15 protein-coding genes are annotated in these 18022 nt (G+C 68.3%); 8 read left to right on the forward strand and 7 right to left on the reverse strand.

The annotated features are described in order from the left end of the window. Positions 1 to 15: 15 nt before the first annotated feature. Entirely contained in the window at positions 16 to 2484 is a 2469-nt protein-coding gene (locus NX1_RS21630; protein WP_084501644.1) for a phosphoketolase family protein, read from the reverse strand. A 133-nt stretch (positions 2485 to 2617) separates the two neighbouring features. On the opposite strand from NX1_RS21630, the gene NX1_RS21635 reads away from it, so the two are divergent. The 6 genes from NX1_RS21635 to NX1_RS21660 all read left to right on the forward strand — a co-directional run bounded on the left by NX1_RS21635 (position 2618) and on the right by NX1_RS21660 (position 8669). Next, positions 2618 to 3172 carry an FKBP-type peptidyl-prolyl cis-trans isomerase gene (locus tag NX1_RS21635; protein WP_068062523.1) on the forward strand — a complete coding sequence of 185 codons (555 nt, stop codon included), beginning with the start codon at positions 2618 to 2620 and terminating at the stop codon, positions 3170 to 3172. Between the two features lie 151 nt (positions 3173 to 3323). Continuing rightward, positions 3324 to 4685, forward strand: a complete 1362-nt coding sequence (gene tig, locus NX1_RS21640; RefSeq protein ID WP_068062559.1) for a trigger factor — start codon at positions 3324 to 3326, stop codon at positions 4683 to 4685. A 300-nt stretch (positions 4686 to 4985) separates the two neighbouring features. Next, positions 4986 to 5573 carry an ATP-dependent Clp protease proteolytic subunit gene (locus NX1_RS21645; RefSeq protein WP_068062526.1) on the forward strand — a complete coding sequence of 196 codons (588 nt, stop codon included), beginning with the start codon at positions 4986 to 4988 and terminating at the stop codon, positions 5571 to 5573. Between the two features lie 72 nt (positions 5574 to 5645). Next, positions 5646 to 6311, forward strand: a complete 666-nt coding sequence (locus NX1_RS21650) for an ATP-dependent Clp protease proteolytic subunit (protein ID WP_067787453.1) — start codon at positions 5646 to 5648, stop codon at positions 6309 to 6311. 441 nt (positions 6312 to 6752) lie between these two features. Continuing rightward, positions 6753 to 8033, forward strand: a complete 1281-nt coding sequence (clpX, locus tag NX1_RS21655) for an ATP-dependent Clp protease ATP-binding subunit ClpX (protein ID WP_067787500.1) — start codon at positions 6753 to 6755, stop codon at positions 8031 to 8033. 231 nt (positions 8034 to 8264) lie between these two features. Further along, positions 8265 to 8669 carry an STAS domain-containing protein gene (locus NX1_RS21660; protein WP_068062529.1) on the forward strand — a complete coding sequence of 135 codons (405 nt, stop codon included), beginning with the start codon at positions 8265 to 8267 and terminating at the stop codon, positions 8667 to 8669. A 63-nt stretch (positions 8670 to 8732) separates the two neighbouring features. Here the strand turns inward: NX1_RS21660 and NX1_RS21665 are convergent, their stop codons facing one another. Next, positions 8733 to 9110, reverse strand: coding sequence for a nuclear transport factor 2 family protein (locus NX1_RS21665; RefSeq protein ID WP_068062532.1), 378 nt, complete (start codon positions 9108 to 9110; stop codon positions 8733 to 8735). Between the two features lie 473 nt (positions 9111 to 9583). Between NX1_RS21665 and mihF the strand changes: the two genes are divergently transcribed. After that, positions 9584 to 9898, forward strand: a complete 315-nt coding sequence (mihF, locus tag NX1_RS21670) for an integration host factor, actinobacterial type (RefSeq protein WP_068062535.1) — start codon at positions 9584 to 9586, stop codon at positions 9896 to 9898. 134 nt (positions 9899 to 10032) lie between these two features. Here mihF and NX1_RS21675 read toward each other — a convergent pair whose 3' ends face one another. The 4 genes from NX1_RS21675 to NX1_RS21690 all read right to left on the reverse strand — a co-directional run bounded on the left by NX1_RS21675 (position 10033) and on the right by NX1_RS21690 (position 15374). Next, positions 10033 to 10560, reverse strand: coding sequence for a hypothetical protein (locus NX1_RS21675; protein WP_068062537.1), 528 nt, complete (start codon positions 10558 to 10560; stop codon positions 10033 to 10035). Between the two features lie 84 nt (positions 10561 to 10644). Then, positions 10645 to 11481, reverse strand: a complete 837-nt coding sequence (gene fdhD / locus NX1_RS21680) for a formate dehydrogenase accessory sulfurtransferase FdhD (RefSeq protein WP_068062540.1) — start codon at positions 11479 to 11481, stop codon at positions 10645 to 10647. A gap of 236 nt (positions 11482 to 11717) precedes the next feature. Next, positions 11718 to 14027 carry an FdhF/YdeP family oxidoreductase gene (locus NX1_RS21685; protein ID WP_068062543.1) on the reverse strand — a complete coding sequence of 770 codons (2310 nt, stop codon included), beginning with the start codon at positions 14025 to 14027 and terminating at the stop codon, positions 11718 to 11720. A 159-nt stretch (positions 14028 to 14186) separates the two neighbouring features. Continuing rightward, positions 14187 to 15374 (reverse strand): FHA domain-containing protein, encoded by a 1188-nt coding sequence (locus NX1_RS21690; RefSeq protein ID WP_157119927.1) that lies wholly within the window; start codon positions 15372 to 15374, stop codon positions 14187 to 14189. A 419-nt stretch (positions 15375 to 15793) separates the two neighbouring features. Here NX1_RS21690 and NX1_RS21695 point away from each other — a divergent pair, with 419 nt between their 5' ends. Further along, on the forward strand, positions 15794 to 16321 hold the full coding sequence (locus NX1_RS21695) for a GNAT family N-acetyltransferase (protein WP_068062546.1): 528 nt from the start codon (positions 15794 to 15796) through the stop codon (positions 16319 to 16321). A gap of 605 nt (positions 16322 to 16926) precedes the next feature. Here NX1_RS21695 and NX1_RS21700 read toward each other — a convergent pair. Further along, positions 16927 to 18022, reverse strand: a 1096-nt coding sequence (locus NX1_RS21700) for a glycerol-3-phosphate dehydrogenase/oxidase (RefSeq protein WP_068062553.1), incomplete at its 5' end; no start/stop codon positions are given.

Here is an 18022-nt window from a genome sequence, read left to right on the forward strand (position 1 = left end):
GACGCTGTGCGACACTCAGAGACCGGGTTCGGGCCAGGCCCACTCCGCGACGCACGGTATGTCGGTGCCGTGCTCCCTGGTCCAGGTGCGCGCCCGCCAGCGCGCGTCGACCATCTCCTGACGCAGCCCCGCGGCCTTCTCGCGCAGGCCGGGAACCCGGTCGATCACATCCATCACGAGGTGGTAGCGATCCAGGTCGTTGAGCATCACCATGTCGAAAGGCGTTGTGGTGGTTCCTTCCTCCTGGTATCCGCGGACGTGCATCTCGGCGTGGTTGGTGCGCCGGTAGGTCAGCCGGTGGACCAGCCACGGATAGCCGTGGAAGGCGAAGATCACCGGACGATCCCTGGTGAAGAGGGTGTCGAACTCGCTGTCCGGCAGCCCGTGCGGATGGGCGTCGGCGGGCAGCAACCGCATCAGGTCGACCACGTTGATCACACGAACGCGCAAGTCAGGCAACCGGTTACGCAGAATCGCCGCGGCGGCGAGCGTCTCCAGCGTCGGCACGTCGCCCGCGCACGCCAGCACGACATCCGGTGTGCTGCCGACGGTGTCGTTGTTGCCCGCCCAGTCCCAGATGCCGACGCCGCGCGCGCAGTGCATCGCCGCGTCGGGGACCGACAACCAATCCTCCTGCGGCTGCTTGCCGGCCACCACCACGTTGACGTAGTGCCGGGAGCGCAGGCAGTGGTCGTAGACCGAGAGCAGCGTGTTGGCGTCCGGCGGCAGGTAGACCCGGACGATCTCGGGCTTCTTGTTCAGCACCACGTCGAGGAAGCCTGGATCCTGATGGGTGAACCCGTTGTGATCCTGCCGCCAGACGTGCGAGGACAGCAGATAGTTCAAGCTGGCGATGGGCCGCCGCCACGGCACCTCCGCGCTGGCGTCCAGCCACTTGGCGTGCTGGTTGAACATCGCGTCGACGATGTGAATGAAGGCCTCGTAGCAGGTGAACACGCCGTGCCTGCCAGTCAGCAGATACCCCTCCAGCAGGCCCTGGCACATGTGCTCGGAGAGCACCTCGATCACCCGGCCCTTGCGGTCGAGCCCGACGTCGTACTCGCCGATCTCCGCCTGCCAGTCGCGTCCGGTGACCTCGAGGATGTCCTGGAGCCGGTTGCTGGCCAGCTCGTCGGGCGCGAAGGTCAGGAAGTTGTCCGGATTGCGGCGGGTCACCTCGCGCAGCCAGCCGCCGAGCACCCGGGTGGCCTCGTGTTTCGTGTCGCCGGGCGCGTCCACCTCGACGCCGAATTCCCGCCAGTCCGGCAGGCGCAGATCGCGAACGAGCATACCGCCGTTGGCTACCGGGTTCGCGCTCATCCGGCGATCGCCCTCCGGCACCTGCTCGAGCAGTTCCGGCGACGGGCGGCCCTCGGCGTCGAACAGTTCCTCCGGCCGGTAGGAGCGCAGCCATTGCTCCAGCACCTCGCGGTGCGAATCGTTGCCGCGCGCGGCGGGCAGCGGTACCTGGTGCGCGCGGAAGGTGCCCTCGACCGGGTCGCCGTCGACGACCGGTGGACACGTCCAGCCCTTCGGGGTGCGCAACACGATCATCGGCCAGCTGACCGGTCCGCCGTCGGCGCCCGTCCTGGCGGCCTGCTGGATGCGCTCGATCCGGTCGAGGCAGCCGTCCATCGCGCGGGCCATCGCCTGGTGCACCGTCGCCGGGTCGTCGCCGGCGACCACGATCGGCTGGTAGCCGCAGCCTCGCAGCAGTTCCACCAGCTCGTTCTCCGGAATCCTCGCCAGAATGGTCGGATTGGCGATCTTGTACTGGTTGAGCGCGAGGATCGGCAGCACGGCGCCGTCGCGGCCCGGGTTGATGAACTTGTTGGCGTGCCAGCTGGTCGCGAGCGGGCCGGTCTCGGCCTCGCCGTCGCCGACCACGCAGAAGACCGTCAGGTCCGGATTGTCCAGCGCCGCGCCGTACGCGTGCAGCAGGGAGTAGCCCAGCTCGCCGCCCTCGTGAAAGGAGCCGGGCGTCTCGGGTGCGCAGTGACTCGGCACGCCGCCGGGAAAGGAGAACTGGGCGAACAGCGCGCCCATGCCCTCGGCATCGCGCGGGATGTGGCTGTACAGCTCGGAATAAGTGCCTTCCAACCAGGCGCACGCGTTCGGACCGGGTCCGCCGTGCCCTGGCCCCGCGACGAAGACCGCGCTCAACGCGCGCCTGCGGATCGCCCGATTGGCATGCGCCCACACCAGATTCAGCCCGGGCACCGTGCCGAAGTGGCCGAGCAGTCGCGGCTTGATGTGCTCGGGCCGCAGCGCTTCGCGCAGCAACGGGTTCTTCATCAGATAGATCTGACCGACGGAGAGGTAGTTCGCCGCGCGCCACCAGGCGTCGATCGCGGTCAGCTCCGCACGATCCAGCGGGCCGGGCGCCTCGTCCAGCCGATAGGGGCGTGGCGCGATGGAGACGCCCTCTCGTGCGCCGACATTGTCCGCCGAGGTATCGCCCCCGGCACTGGCCATCTGGGTCATTCGCCGACTCTCCTCACGGTCGCTGGGAAATCCGCCTCACCGGCGGCATTACCAGTTTCCCTGCGGCGACACCGCGACACGACCGGAAAGCGTCGCTGGGCGCGCGGGCGCCCGGTGGTCTAGGGTCCGCCGCATGCACACACTCGGCAGGATCATCGGTGTCGGCGCCATCGCCGCGGCCGCGTTCACGCTGGCCGCCTGCGGCTCCGACGACAAGGACACCGCCGTCACCACCACGACGGCGGGCACCGGCGCCGTCGCCCAGGCGAAGCACGGCCGGGAATGCACCGCCGAGGACATCGGGGTGACGGGCGGCTTCGGCGAGACGCCGCGGGTGACCATTCCCGGCGACTGCGACCCACCCACGAAACTGATCACCAAGGACTTGGTCGAGGGCAGCGGCCCCGGCGCGGTGGCCGGACAGCCGCTCACCATGAACTACGTGCTGGTCACCTGGTCGGACAAGAAGAAGCTGGACAGCTCGTTCGACCGCGGCAAGCCCTTCCAGCTCAACCTGGGCGCAGGGGAGGTCATCCCAGGCTGGGACCAGGGCCTCGTCGGTGTCCAGCAGGGCGCGCGCAGGCTGCTGATCATCCCGCCGAACCTGGGCTACGGCGCTGGCAGCGGCGGCATCAAGCCCAACGAGACGCTCGTCTTCGTCACCGACGCCGTCGGCGTCGGCAACTGAACGCGGCCGGTCGCGGCGCCACCGGGGTGCGCCGCGCCGTGACCGATTGCAGGCCGCATCGGCCGGTCAACTAACCTGGCAGGGATGCGTACGCGCACCCCGCTGGGAGTCGCGCCTCAACCCGAAGAACAACGAACCAAGGAGCATGTCCGTGAAGAGCACCGTCGAGCAGCTGAGCCCGACCCGGGTCCGGATCAATGTCGAGGTGCCCTTCGAGGAACTGAAGCCGGACTTCGACCGCGCCTACAAGGCTCTCGCCAAGCAGGTCCGCATCCCCGGCTTCCGCCCGGGTAAGGCCCCCGCCAAGCTCCTCGAAGCCCGCCTCGGCCGCGGCGCCGTCCTCGAGCAGGTCGTCAACGACGTGCTGCCCGGTCGCTACAGCGAGGCCGTCACCACCTCCGAGGTCAAGGTCATCGGTCAGCCCGACATCGAGATCACCAAGATCGAGGACGGCCAGGAGCTCGCCTTCACCGCCGAGGTCGACGTGCGCCCCGAGATCGACCTGCCGAGCTACGAGGACATCGAGGTCACCGTCGACGCGTTCAGCATCGGCGACGAGGACATCGAGGAGCAGCTCACCTCGCTGCGTCAGCGCTTCGGCACCCTGACCGGCGTCGAGCGCGCGGTCGAGAACGGCGACTTCGTCTCGATCGACCTCGCCGCCACCGTCGACGGCCAGGAGGTGGCCGACGCCGCCACCAGCGGCCTGTCCCACGAGGTCGGCTCCGGCCAGCTCATCGAGGGCCTCGACGAGGCGATCATCGGCCTCTCGGCCGGTGAGTCGAAGGAGTTCACCTCCACGCTGGTCGCGGGCGAGCACGCGGGCAAGGAGGCCGTCATCACCGTGACGGTGCAGTCGGTGAAGCAGCGCGAGCTGCCCGAGGCCGACGACGAGTTCGCCCAGCTCGCGTCCGAGTTCGACACCCTCGACGAGCTCAAGGAAGACCTGAAGAGCCGCGTCGAGCGGGTCAAGAAGGTGCAGCAGGCGGGCGAGATCCGCGACAAGGTCCTGGAGACCCTGCTGGAGAAGACCGAGGTGCCGCTGCCGGAGAAGGTCGTCCAGGCCGAGATCGACGCCGTGCTGCACGACGCCGTGCACGGCTTCGACCACGACGAGGACAAGCTCGCCGAAGCGCTCGAGGCCCAGGGCTCCAGCCGCGAGGAGTTCGACAAGGACACCAAGGAAGCCGCCGAGAAGTCGGTGAAGACCCAGCTGCTGCTCGACGCCATCGCCGAGGCGGAGAACACCCAGGTCGGCCAGGAGGAGCTCACCGAGCGGATCCTGTTCCAGTCGCAGCGCTACGGCCTGTCGCCGGAACAGTTCATCCAGCAGGTGCAGCAGGCCGGTCAGCTCGGCGCGGTGTTCGCCGACGTGCGCCGCGGCAAGGCGCTGGCCGGTGTGGTCGGCAAGGTGAAGGTCACCGATTCCGAGGGCAACGCCGTGGATACGGCCGAAATGTTCGGTGCGCCCGCGGATTCCGCCGAGGAGACCGAGGCCGAGAGCGCCGAGTAGAACTGTGGAAGCGCAGCGTGAGACACGGCCGTATGGTTACGTGATTGCGCTGTGAGCGAGCGTAGCGAGTGAACCAGAATCACAGCGCGCCCTCGCGCACAGCGCTGCTGAGCGTCAGCGAAGTTGCGCTGTGAGCGAAGAAAGGGCGGTACCGGGAGTTCGGTGCCGCCCTGCTTCGTTAATGTTTGTGACAACGAACCAGTGATGGCTGTGTGGCACTCAGCGCTGTTCAGCTTGCAGTGACAAGCCGGTGAGAAGAGAAGGCAGGTATCCGTGACAATCAACCAGGCAGGGGTCGTCATGACATCCGCGACTGCTGGTCTCAACCTCAGTGATTCGGTGTACGAGCGCCTGCTGCGGGAGCGCATCATCTTCCTCGGCACCCCGGTCGACGACGACATCGCGAACAAGCTGTGCGCGCAGATCCTGCTGCTCTCGGCGGAGGATCCGACCAAGGACATCGCGCTCTACATCAACTCGCCCGGTGGCTCGGTGACCGCGGGCATGGCCATCTACGACACCATGCAGTTGTCCGAGTGCGACATCGCGACCTACGGCATGGGCCTGGCCGCCTCGATGGGCCAGTTCCTGCTGACCGCGGGCACCAAGGGCAAGCGCTACGCGCTTCCGCACGCGCGCATCATGATGCACCAGCCATCGGCGGGCATCGGCGGTTCGGCCGCCGACATCGCGATCATGGCCGAGCAGTTCGCCCACACCAAGCGCGAGCTCAACGAGCTCCAGGCGCTGCACACCGGCAAGTCGGTGGAGCAGGTCACCGCCGACGCCGATCGCGACCGCTGGTTCACGGCGAAGGAAGCCCTCGAGTACGGCTTCATCGACCGCGTGATCAGCCACGCCAGCCAGGCCAACGGCGCAGCCAAGTGAGCGGCGGCCGGATTCGCTCCGGCCCGTCGCCGTCAGTCAACCGTCGTTGAACACATAGACTTTGGAGACGAAATGGCTCTGATCGACCCACGCGCCGGGCTCTCCGGCATCGCGCCTGCCTCGCCGCAGTCGCGCTACATCCTGCCTTCGTTCATCGAGCACTCGAGCTTCGGTGTCAAGGAGTCCAACCCGTACAACAAGCTGTTCGAGGAGCGCATCATCTTCCTCGGCGTGCAGGTCGACGACGCCTCGGCGAACGACATCATGGCGCAGCTGCTGGTGCTGGAATCGCTTGATCCCGACCGCGACATCACGATGTACATCAACTCGCCCGGTGGTTCGTTCACCTCGCTGATGGCCATCTACGACACCATGCAGTACGTGCGCGCCGACGTCGCCACGGTCTGCCTCGGCCAGGCCGCCTCCGCCGCGGCCGTGCTGCTCGCCGCGGGCACCCCCGGCAAGCGGGCCTGCCTGCCCAACGCCCGCGTGCTGATCCACCAGCCTTCGCTGGAGGGCGGCATCCAGGGTCAGGTCTCGGACCTGGAGATCCAGGCCGCCGAGATCGAGCGCATGCGTCGCCTGATGGAGACCACGCTGGCCCGGCACACCGGCAAGGACGCGGACACCATCCGCAAGGACACCGACCGCGACAAGATCCTGACGGCCGAGGAGGCCAAGGAGTACGGGATCATCGACACGGTGTTCGACTACCGCAAGCTCAGCGCGCAGAAGTAGAGGCTCTCGCGGGTGGCGCCGAATCCGGCGATCGCTCGCAAGTTGCTGTGCCTCAGGCGAATCCGGCCGGACGGTGTGCCGACGACACACTGTCCGGTCGCTTCCGCTACGGTGACATCGACCGTTCGCGAGGGTGGCGGGCGGCGCGAACACCATGGCGGTCGGCCGGATGCCGGGACCGGCCTCTCACGGGCGGAACGTGTGCCGAACGTGTTTCGATGTCGTGAGAACTCGCACAACCCCGGCGAGAAACATGCTCGAGTTGTCGACCTCCGTCGCGCACACCGGGTACGGTCGACCTAGGGACCTTTGCTCTCGGTTGACGGCATAGCTCGACCCGCCCGAATTACTCGAAGTGTTCGCGATTACACCCGAGTTCGGCGGATTGCTGGCAACCTGGACAGACGGTTGCACGCGGACAAGGAAGTAGGGACCCACGAGATGGCGCGCATCGGAGACGGCGGCGATCTGCTGAAGTGCTCGTTCTGTGGAAAGAGCCAGAAGCAGGTCAAGAAGCTCATTGCGGGACCTGGCGTGTACATCTGTGACGAGTGCATTGATCTATGCAACGAGATCATCGAGGAGGAACTCGCCGAGTCCAGCGAGGTCAAACTCGACGAGCTGCCGAAACCGGCCGAGATCCGTGAGTTCCTGGAGAACTACGTGATCGGGCAGGACACCGCCAAGCGCACGCTCGCCGTGGCCGTGTACAACCACTACAAGCGTATTCAGGCGGGGGACAAGGGCCGCGACAGCCGCGGCGAGACCGTTGAGCTGACCAAGTCGAACATCCTGATGCTCGGTCCCACCGGCTGCGGTAAGACCTACCTGGCGCAGACCCTCGCGAAGATGCTGAACGTGCCGTTCGCCATCGCGGACGCCACGGCGCTCACCGAGGCGGGCTACGTCGGCGAGGACGTCGAGAACATCCTGCTGAAGCTGATCCAGGCCGCCGACTACGACGTCAAGAGGGCCGAGACCGGCATCATCTACATCGACGAGGTCGACAAGATCGCCCGCAAGAGCGAGAACCCTTCGATCACCCGCGACGTCTCAGGTGAAGGCGTGCAGCAGGCGCTGCTGAAGATCCTGGAGGGTACCCAGGCCAGCGTGCCGCCGCAGGGCGGGCGCAAGCACCCGCACCAGGAGTTCATCCAGATCGACACCACGAATGTGCTGTTCATCGTCGCGGGCGCGTTCGCGGGCCTGGAGAAGATCATCTCCGACCGCACCGGCCACCGCGGCATCGGCTTCGGCGCCGAGGTGCGCTCCAAGGCCGAGATCGACACCACCGACCACTTCGCCGAAGTGATGCCGGAGGACCTGATCAAGTTCGGTCTGATCCCGGAGTTCATCGGCCGCCTTCCTGTTGTCGCCTCGGTGACGAACCTGGACAAGGAGTCGCTGGTCAAGATCCTGTCCGAGCCGAAGAACGCGCTGGTCAAGCAGTACATCCGGCTGTTCGAGATGGACGGCGTCGAGCTGGAGTTCACCCAGGACGCCCTGGAGGCGATCGCCGACCAGGCCATCCTGCGCGGCACCGGCGCGCGCGGTCTGCGCGCCATCATGGAGGAAGTCCTGCTGCCGGTGATGTACGACATTCCCAGCCGCGACGACGTCGCCAAGGTGGTCGTGAACGCCGACACGGTCAACGACAATGTGCTGCCGACCATCGTGCCGCGCAAACAGCAGCGTGCCGAGCGCCGGGAGAAGTCGGCGTAATTCCGATGTCGTGATCCGGGTCCGTGGGGAATTTCCCGTGGGCCCGGTCTTATTTTGGATATGTCCGGATTTTTGAGATTTTCTCGGAATTTCAGGTGTATCGGCTCGAGCATTCGGGTACTCGATGGCCAGGGTTGAGTAGCCAGCCCAGCTCCGGGGCCTCTGGCGTCCGGCGCGACACATCGCCCGGCGCGGTTCGAGCTGCCGGGGCGCGACGGGACCAGGTTCCTCATGTCGACCAAAATTTCCACTCACCCCACCGAAGTCTGCTCGCACCGGCCCGATCCCGCTGCGCGGGTGCGAGTTTCGATCACCTTCCCGAGCGACGAGATCACGTTGTGCGCCGTCGCGGGAGAGGTGGATCAATTCACCGCCGACGAGCTGCGCCGGCATCTGATCGGTGCGCTCGACAAGGCCGCGCCTCGCGTGGTTGTCGATCTGTCCATGGTGTCGTTCCTCGGCATCGCGGGCCTGCGGGTGCTCTTCGAGGCACGCTCACGCATCGAGCGGGCCGGAGGCAGGCTGCTGCTGGTCACAGGACCGCCGTGCGTGGACCGGCTGCTTCAGGTGGCTTCCGACGACATCGCCTTCGAGACGACGAACGTTCTCGCGGGTGCTCTGCTCGACGCCGCGTAGTTCTGAGAAAGCACGACGCCGCCCGGGTCTCGATTCCCGGGCGGCGTCGGCGTCGTCGGTGGCTCAGATCGGCTCGCTACGCATGTCGTCCTGGCTCCAGTAGGCGCGCATCTTGATGATCTTGCCCTGCTCGTCGAACTCCATCGTGTCGATCGGCGTGAGCGTGAAGCGCTTATCGCCGACCTTGGTGACCACATCGAACATGAAGGCGGCGTGGTTGCCCGCGACCCGCACGGTGTCGGCGTGCAGCGCGGTGGACCGGTCCAGGTTGTCGAACACGGAGTAGAACTCGCGGATGGCATCGTGGCCCTGGCGGACGGGGGTGCCCGCGGGGTCCTCGACGGTCGCGTCGGACGCGTAGAGCTCCACGATGGATTCCGTGGGCCCGGTGCCGACCAGCTTGACGTACTGCTCGACGACATCGCGAATCTGTTGTGTCATGTCAACCCCTGACGAATTGAAACGTGTTCCAATTCGGAGGCTAGCAGTCCATGGGCGCGCCGGATAGCCCGAAGGCCGTTCATCGGGACGCGGATCGCTGTGCGGTTGTGCGTGCCACGCGGAACGCGGTGACGATTCGTCGTGAACGAATCGCGCCCGAGACGGGGAGCGCCGTTGATCCCCCTGGTTCGCCGTTGAACCTTGATCCCGCGTGGACGCTGCTGTACTTCTTTTCGCCCCGGTCGCTCGATGTGTTACGTCGGTCACATTTTATTACTCGCCGACGGTGCCGTTATAGCTTCCTTCGTCCGTTTCGTGTGCTTCGCGTGTGTTGTTCACCTGTTCTGACGGCGACGCGCCAGAAAACTCATCGCAACATTTGACCGGTGTGTCGGCGGTCCGGCGCCGGTGCCGTGCTGTTTACTCGGTGCGGTCAACCAGATGTTCGAGTGACGAGTGAAAGCGGAGGAGACATGGCACTGCCCACGATGACCGCCGAGCAGCGCACCGAGGCGTTGGCCAAAGCGGCTGCGGTGCGCAAGGCGCGCTCCGAACTGATCGGCAAGGTCAAGGCCGGCAAGGTGTCGGTCGCCGACCTGCTGAAGAAGGCGGAGTCCGATGATCTGGTGAAGAAGACGAAGGTGGCGGCGGTGATCAAGGCCCTGCCCGGCGTCGGTCCGGTGAAGGCCGCGAAGCTGATGGATCAGGCCGAGATCCCCGAGGACCGCCGCATCGGCGGCCTGGGCGCGCGGCAGCGCGAGGCACTGCTCAAGGCCCTCGACGCCTGACGGTGTCGTAGCGACCTGGTTCGAGCCGGAGGCGCACGCCGGCACGCCCGAGGTGACCTACCCGGCTCCGCGCCGACGGTCGCCCGGGCCCCTCGTGCGACGCCTCCGGCCAGGCACCCGCCGATGCGCGGGGCTCAGCGCGTCGGACGGCGGCGCGGGAAGTGAAATTCGATGGGCCGTGGGTCGGGCGCCTGCGCCGGAGTCACCAGCAGGCAGGCCGCGCCGAGCGCTAGGAGGATCGCGGCGGCGAGCAGGCTCAGCGTGAAGCTGACGCCGCTCATGGCGTCCGGCTGGTGAAACGCGTGATAGATGACATGCGGGGTGGCGAAGACCAGCCAGCCCAGCCCCGCGGCCTGCGCCAGCGCGCTGCCCCCGCGCCACAGCGCGAAGCCGCTCACCGCGGCGAGGGCCAGGAAGAAGGCCCCGACATCGCCGGTCAGGTGATGGTTGTAGGGGCCGTCGGCGGCGACCCAATGCATCCCGAATCCAGGGAAACTCGTATACCAGGAGTGCGGTGCGAGCACTGCCCACAGGCCCACCACCGCACCCTGAAACGTCAGTATCCCCAACATGATTCGCACAGCCAGCCATCGGTGGCGGTGCTGCTCGAAACGCATCCGGACGCGCACGCCGCCGGACTTTCCTTCCACCGAGATCCGCATCGATCGCTCCGTTCCTCGCCGAAGGGTGTTCGGGCGTGCAGTCACGGTAGAACGGACAACGAGTAACGGGCAATAGTCGTCGAGTCAGCTCGCGGGACGCGCGGTGGATCGCCGGTCGACGCGGTGCGCGCCGGAGTAGACGTTCATTGTGTCGCCGCGCAGGAAGCCGACCAGTGTGAGACCGGATTCCTCGGCCAGGTCGACCGCGAGCGAGCTCGGCGCCGACACCGCTCCGAGCATCGGCACACCGGCCATCACCGCCTTCTGGACCAGCTCGAACGACGCTCGCCCGCTCACGATGAGCACCAGATCGGATGCGGGAATGCGGTTTTCGCGCAGCGCCCAGCCCAGCACCTTGTCCACCGCATTGTGCCTGCCGACGTCCTCCCGAACCGCGAGCACCGTCCCGTCGGCGGTGAACAGGCCCGCGGCGTGCAGTCCGCCGGTGGCGTCGAAGACCGCCTGCCCCGCGCGCAGCGTCTCGGGCATGCCGGAGAGTGCGGCTGGGTCGACGGCGGGCCCATCGTCCGGGAGCGGGTAGCGGGTATGGGCCTTGACCTCGTCGAGGGCGGTCTTGCCGCAGAGCCCGCACGAGCTGGTGGTGAGGAAGTTGCGCGCGCGTGCGGGGGCGGGGACACGCAGCTCGACGTCGAGCACGTTGTAGGTGTTGCGGCCCTCCGCGTCGGTACCCGCGCAGTAGCGGGCGCTCACCACGTCCTCGGCCGATTCGATGATGTTCTCGCTCAACAAGAATCCGTGCACCAGGTCGACATCGGCGCCGGGGGTGCGCATGGTGACGGTCAGCGATCGCCCGCCGAGCCGGATCTCCAGCGGTTCCTCCACGGCCAGCGTGTCGGGCCGCTGGATCTCCCCGGACGGGGAGAGGCGCAGGGTGCGACGGCGTGCGGTCACGCGGCTCACGACCCAACCTCGCTGTCGCTCGGCTGCGTCGTGCGCCGGGGGGCGCTGTGCTGGTGGTTCACTCGCTGACGCTCGTTCACGACCCAACCTCGCTGTCGCTCGGCTGCGTCGTGCGCCGGGGGGCGCTGTGCTGGTGGTTCACTCGCTGACGCTCGTTCACGACCCAACCTCGCTGTCGCTCGGCTGCGTCGTGCGCCGGGGGGCGCTGTGCTGGTGGTTCGCTCGCTGACGCTCGTTCACGATTCGGCTCCGACTTGCACGTGCCGCTCCAGCCGGATGGTCACCGCCTTGGAGACGGGCGTATTGGACCGTGCCGCAACGTGATCCAGCGGGACCAGCGCGTTGGTCTCGGGGTAGTACGCGGCGGCGTTGCCGCGCGGCGTCGGGTAGGCGACCACGCGGAAGGCGCGGACGCGCCGCTCGACGCCGTCGGTCCACTCCGAGACAAGATCGACGAGATCGCCGTCGGCGAAGCCGAATTCGGCGATGTCGTCGGCGTTCACCAGGACCACCCGGCGTCCGCCGTGCACGCCGCGGTAGCGGTCGTCGAGGCCGTAGATGGTGGTGTTGTACTGGTCGTGGCTGCGCAAGGTCTGCAACACGAGCCTGCCCTCCGGCACCGGAACCCAGGTCAGCTCGTTGACCGCGAAGTTGGCGCGGCCGGTGGCGGTGCGGAATTCGCGGCTGTCGCGCGGGGGATGCGGCAGCACGAAGCCGTTGCGTTGCCTGACCCGGGTGTTGTAATCGGCGCAACCGGGCACCACGCGCGCGATCGCGTCGCGAATCTTGTCGTAGTCGCCCCGGTATCGCGCCCACGGCACCGGATGGTCCGCGCCGAACAGCGCGAGGGCCAGTTCGCAGACGATGGCGACCTCGCTGCGCAGCTGATCGCCGACGGGTTCGAGGCGGCCGGTGGACAGGTGCACCATCGACATCGAATCCTCCACCGACACATGCTGTTTCACACCGTCGACGACGTCCTTGTCGGTGCGCCCGAGGGTGGGCAGGATCAGCGCGGTGCGCCCGTGCACCACGTGGCTGCGGTTCAGCTTGGTCGAGACCTGAACGGTCAGCGCGCAATTGCGCAGCGCGGCCTCGGTCACCTCGGTGTCGGGCGTAGCCGAGACGAAGTTGCCGCCCATGCCGAAGAACACCTTGGCGCGGCCGTCGCGCATGGCGCGGATGGCATGCACCGTGTCCAAGCCGTGCTCGCGGGGGCTGGTGATACCGAACTCGCGGTCGAGCGCGTCGAGGAAGGAGTCGGGCATCTTCTCCCAGATGCCCATGGTGCGGTCGCCCTGCACGTTGGAATGGCCGCGCACGGGGCACACGCCGGCACCCGGCTTGCCGATCATGCCACGCAGCAACAGCAGATTGGTCGCCTCCTCGATGGTGGCGACGCCGTGCGCCTGCTGGGTGAGGCCCATCGCCCAGCAGATGATGGTGTTGCGCGATTCGGCGAGCAGGCGCGCGGTGTGTTCGAGTTCCGCCCTCGACAGTCCGGTCGCGGTTTCGACGACGTCGAGATCCACCGCGCGCGTGTGGCTTTCGTATTCGGCGAAGCCCGCGCAGTGCGCGTCGACGAACGCGCGGTCCACGACGGTGCCGGGCGCCCGGTCCTCGGCCTCGAACAGCAGCTTGCCCAGACCTTGGAACAAGGCCATGTCGCCGCCGAGCCGGATCTGCAGGAAGTCGTCGGCGATCGCGACGCCGGTGGTGACGCCGCGCACGGTCTGCGGATCGCGGAAGCCGAGCAGGCCCGTCTCCGGCAGCGGGTTGACCGCGACGACTCTGGCGCCGTTGGCCTTGGCGTCGGAGAGTGCGCTGAGCATGCGCGGGTGGTTGGTGCCCGGGTTCTGGCCCGCGACGACGATCAGATCGGCTTTGCCGAAGTCGTCGATCGAGACCGAGCCCTTGCCGATGCCGATGGAGCCGATGAGGGCCGCGCCGGAGGATTCGTGGCACATGTTCGAGCAGTCCGGCAGATTGTTGGTGCCGTAGCTGCGGACCAGCAACTGGTAGAGGAAGGCGGTCTCGTTGGCGGTGCGGCCCGAGGTGTAGAACACGGCCTCGTCGGGCGAGTCCAGCTCGCGCAGCTGATCGGCGATCAGGCCGTACGCCTCGTCCCAGGAGATGGGCGAGTAGTGGGTGTCGCCTGGGCGCAGCACCATCGGATGGGTGATCCTGCCCTGCTGGCCGAGCCAGTATCCGGACTTTCCGGCCAGCTCGGCGACCGAGTGCGCGGCGAAGAACTCCGGCGTGACGGTGCGCAGCGTCGCTTCTTCTGCGACAGCCTTGGCGCCGTTCTCGCAGAACTCGGCGGGACGCCGGTGCCCGCTCGGCTCCGGCCAGGCGCAGCCGGGGCAGTCGAAGCCGTTGACCTGGTTGAGCCTGGCCAGCGTGCGGGCGGTGCGGACGACGCCCATCTCCTCGACCGAACGCTTCAGCGCCACGGCCACGGCGGTGACGCCCGCGGCCTGTTCTTTGGGCGCGGTGACGGTCAGTGCGGATTCATCGATGTCCTCGGTGGGACCGTGTCGATGCATGTCTTTATTGTCCTCTCCGCACGCTGACTGTCTCAGCAGGACTGCTCCCGTGCTCTTGCATCGTAGGCCGCGGCGCGACGTGCGACATACCTCGTCGAGCGGAATCGACCGTCCGCCGCGACAGCGCTGAGCAACGGCCGGGCGAAGCCAAGCGTCCGCTCAGGAACGACGCGTCTGGGCGGTGGCCGGGTGACGTTCGTCGGCGCGGTGGGTCAGGACCTTTTCGCCGATGCGGATGCGCCAACCGGGCGGCAGCTCGACGGGCGCGGTGCCGATGCGGGTCCAGGTTTCCGTCCCCGGCCCCGCGACATAGGTGCCCGCGGGCGTTGACGCGTCGCGGACGAAGACCTTGCCCCGGTTGAGCGAGACGTAGGCGTGCACGCGGGAGACGTGCCGGTCCCTCGGCACCGCCAGCGGCGACGCGATGGCGTTGCGCACCGAATCGTCGGCGGTCGGGCTGCGGCCGATGACGTACGGACGGTCGAGCGGGTAGGCGGTGTCCTCGAAGACCAGCGCGCCAGTCGGGGCTTCGGCCTGCGGTGAGCCCTTCGGTGGGCGCGGTGGCGGGACGCGAACCCCGTGGGTGGCCGGATTCTTCTGCAAGGCAACAGGTTCGGGTCTCGCGGAGCCGAAGCCGGCGGTCTGCGACCAAGCGAGCGGCATCGCCCTCGTACCGATGTCATGCGGGCGAGCGGCAGCCGGCGGGCGGCCGGTTCCGGCGCTCGGCTCGATCGGGGAGTCGGCGTCCTTCCTGGCGTCGTCGGAGTCGTCGGTCAGCGCCTCGAAGCCCGCGGGTGCGGTCGCCGGTGGTTCGGCGGATCCGGTCGTCGCGGTGGCGGCGGTGCGCTGCGGAGTCTTCGATGCGCCCGCCTTGCGCACGGCGACGCGCCATTCGAAGCCGCCGCCGGGCACTGCGCCCGCGCGGAGGTCGGTGCGGGGCAGCGGGGTGATCGGAGCGCCGGTGTCTGCGCCGACGGTGATCCGGCGCACCGGTTCGCGCACGATCTCGTCCACCCAGGTGAACGCCCGCGCGCCGGAGAGCCTGCGGGCGCCCTCCGCGCCGTGGATCTCGGCGGCGACCGGCCCGCGCAGCAGGATGACCGTGCCGTCGTCGGTCGGGGCGACCACGCCGAACGGCGGCGGTTCCGAGCCGCTGCCGAACACCACGGCGGCCAGCCGCTGGGCGATCGCGGCCCCTGGATGATCGCCCTCGGCGACCGCCTCTATGGCACCGAGAATCCGGTCGGTGGAAGCGGTTTCACCCGCGAGATACACCACCACCGCGCCGAAGCGTGCAATCAGACCATCGCCCGGCGCGATTCCTACGGTCGACGGGTTCTTGCGCACCCGCGCCTCCTTCCCGCGCACTACCGGCGTCCAGCATAGAGGCTCGCCTAGGCCGTGATGGGGCGCATCGGGACAGGAAGGGGCGGCTGGGCACCGCGCAACCGGTCGTGCGGGCGTGGAATTCCGCAGGGCAGCGCGGGAGTCGGCCGTCCGGCCCTCGCCCGGCGAATCGGTCGCTCCGTGATCGAGTCGACTTCGCGGCCGTCGAGTGTTCTCGGGCTCCGCGCTGTCGTCCCGATCACGCGGCGGGACGAGGCTTCCGTCGGCGGACGCTCGCCTCGATCGCTGGGGAACCCACGCTGACCGGCTCGGCCGGTGTCTTCGCGTTGATCGATGCCGGGACGCGTCCGGAGCGCGTCGTCACGGGCAGGCAAAGAAATCGCGCGACTTCGCCCGCGTCTCCGGCGATACTCCCTCTCATGCCAGCTCTCAGACCTGCGATCGATGCCGACCTGCCCGTTCTGCAGGATATCGAACGGGCGGCCGGAAAACCGTTCGCAGACATCGGCATGACGACGGTCGCCGACGACGAGCCGCCGACACTCGCCACGCTGCGCGAATTCCAGCGGGCCGGGCGGGCTTGGGTTGTGACCGACGCGGCCGACCGGCCGATCGCCTACCTGATCCTCGGCCTCGTCGACGGCAACGCGCACGTCGATCAGGTCTCGGTCGACCCGGACCACGCCGGGCGACGCCTCGGCAAGCGACTCATCGACCACGCCGTCCGCTGGGCGCGGGCCAACGGGCTGCCCGCGATCACTCTGACCACGTTCGCCGAGGTGGCGTGGAACGGTCCGTACTACGAGCGCCTCGGCTTCCGGTACCTGTCGGCCGCCGAGGAGACGCCGGGACTGCGCGCCCTGCGCACCGCCGAAGCCGAGCACGGACTCGACCGGTGGCCCCGCGCCTGCATGCGCGCCGAACTCGACACGTGGGTCTTCGACTGAAAGCTGTGTCGCTCGGCTGGTCCCGCACCGTCAGACTCCTCGACTCTGATCGCCTGAATTGCGGCTGGATCACGCAGGCGCGTGGGCCAGCAGCACGAGACCGGCTTCGACCGCGTTCGCTCCCGCCGAGCCGCCTCCTCGGCGTTAGCGACCGAGCGCACTGCGAGCGTGGCCGGACATTCGGATCGGTTTCGATGTCGGCATCGGTCGTTGCTCCGGAATCGCTGGAGCCGATACTCGGGATCGCCTGGGGGCCAATGCTTCCGGTCGGTGGCCTGACGTAAGGTGTTGCCACCTCCTGCCGAGGGGCGGTGGACATTGGTCCAGACACCGCGCCCAGGGAGGAGGTGGTGGGGAATGGCGAAACATCGCCGGAAAAAGAATGAGGCTCCGGTCGATTACGGCATCGTCTTGGTTACTGCTGCCGTGATCCCCGGAGCGCTCCTTCTGGTCCGCCGAGTGCGGGCCAACTGACCCACCCGGTGGGGCGTCGCTACAACGGCGCTCCACCTCTCGACATCACTCGCGTGACGCGTCCCAGCATACAGGCAACGCAATTGCCTCGCCTGAATACACAATGAGGCGCACGGTCCGATCGACGCCGGTCAGATCGTGGCGAGGGCCGCGGTGGCCGCGGGCATGGCGGCGGCGCGGTCCTCAGGAACCAGGCCGATGCGGGTGCGTCGATCGAGCAGGTCGTCGACGTGCAGCGCGCCCTCGTGGGAAAGCGCGAAGGCGAATTCGGCTCCGGTGACGTCCATTCCGGGGGCGACCGGCTCGCGCAGAGCCGGGTCGAGGGCGGCGAGGGCGGCGACGGCGGGCGCTTCGCTGCCGTAGCGTTCCACCAGCAGCGGGGCCGCGGCGAGCCGATCACGTGCCGCGCCGGAGACCGCGCCGACCAGCGGCAGCCGTTTGGTCGGGCAGGGCGCCGCGACGAGGCGGGCGTGGCGCACCGCCGCGTCGACGACGTCCTCGGCCATCCGGCGGTACGTGGTGAGCTTGCCGCCGACGATGGTGATCACGCCGGTCGGCGAGGTCAGCACCGCGTGCTCGCGGGAGATGTCGGCGGTGCTGCCGTCGGCGGTCTTCAGCAAGGGGCGCAAGCCCGCGTACCGACCGCGAATGTCCGCGTGCGTCAGTGGTTCTCGCAGCACGGTGTTGATGGTGTCGAGCAGGAAGTCCACCTCGGCCTCGGTGGGCTGCGGTTCGTCGGGCACCGGGCCCGGCGCGTCTTCGTCGGTCAAGCCGAGGTACACCCGCCCGTGCGCGGCGGGGAAGGCGAAGACGAACCGGCTGGTGCTGCCGGGCACCGGCACGGTCAGCGCGGCGCTGAGCCCGCCGAAGGACTCGGCGGAGAACACCAGGTGGGTGCCCCGGCTCGGACGCAGCTCGATGCTCGAGTCGACCTGGTCGGCCCACACGCCGGTGGCGTTGACGACGGCGCGTGGGCGCACGGAAAGGGTCTCGCCAGAGAGGGTGTCGCGCAGCGTGGCCGAGTCCCCGGTGACGTCGATCGCTTCCACCCTGGTCAGGACGGTCGCGCCTTGGGCGGCCGCGGTGCGGGCCAGCGCGACGACCAACCGCGCGTCGTCCACCAGCTGGCCGTCCCATGCCTCTAGTCCGCCGCGCAGACCCGCTCGGCGCACGGTCGGAGCCAAGCGCAGCGCCTCCGCGGCGGCGACCCGTCGCGACCGCGGCAGG

The sequence above is a fragment of the Nocardia xishanensis NBRC 101358 genome (assembly GCF_001613365.1).
GTDB classification, from domain to species: domain Bacteria; phylum Actinomycetota; class Actinomycetes; order Mycobacteriales; family Mycobacteriaceae; genus Nocardia; species Nocardia xishanensis.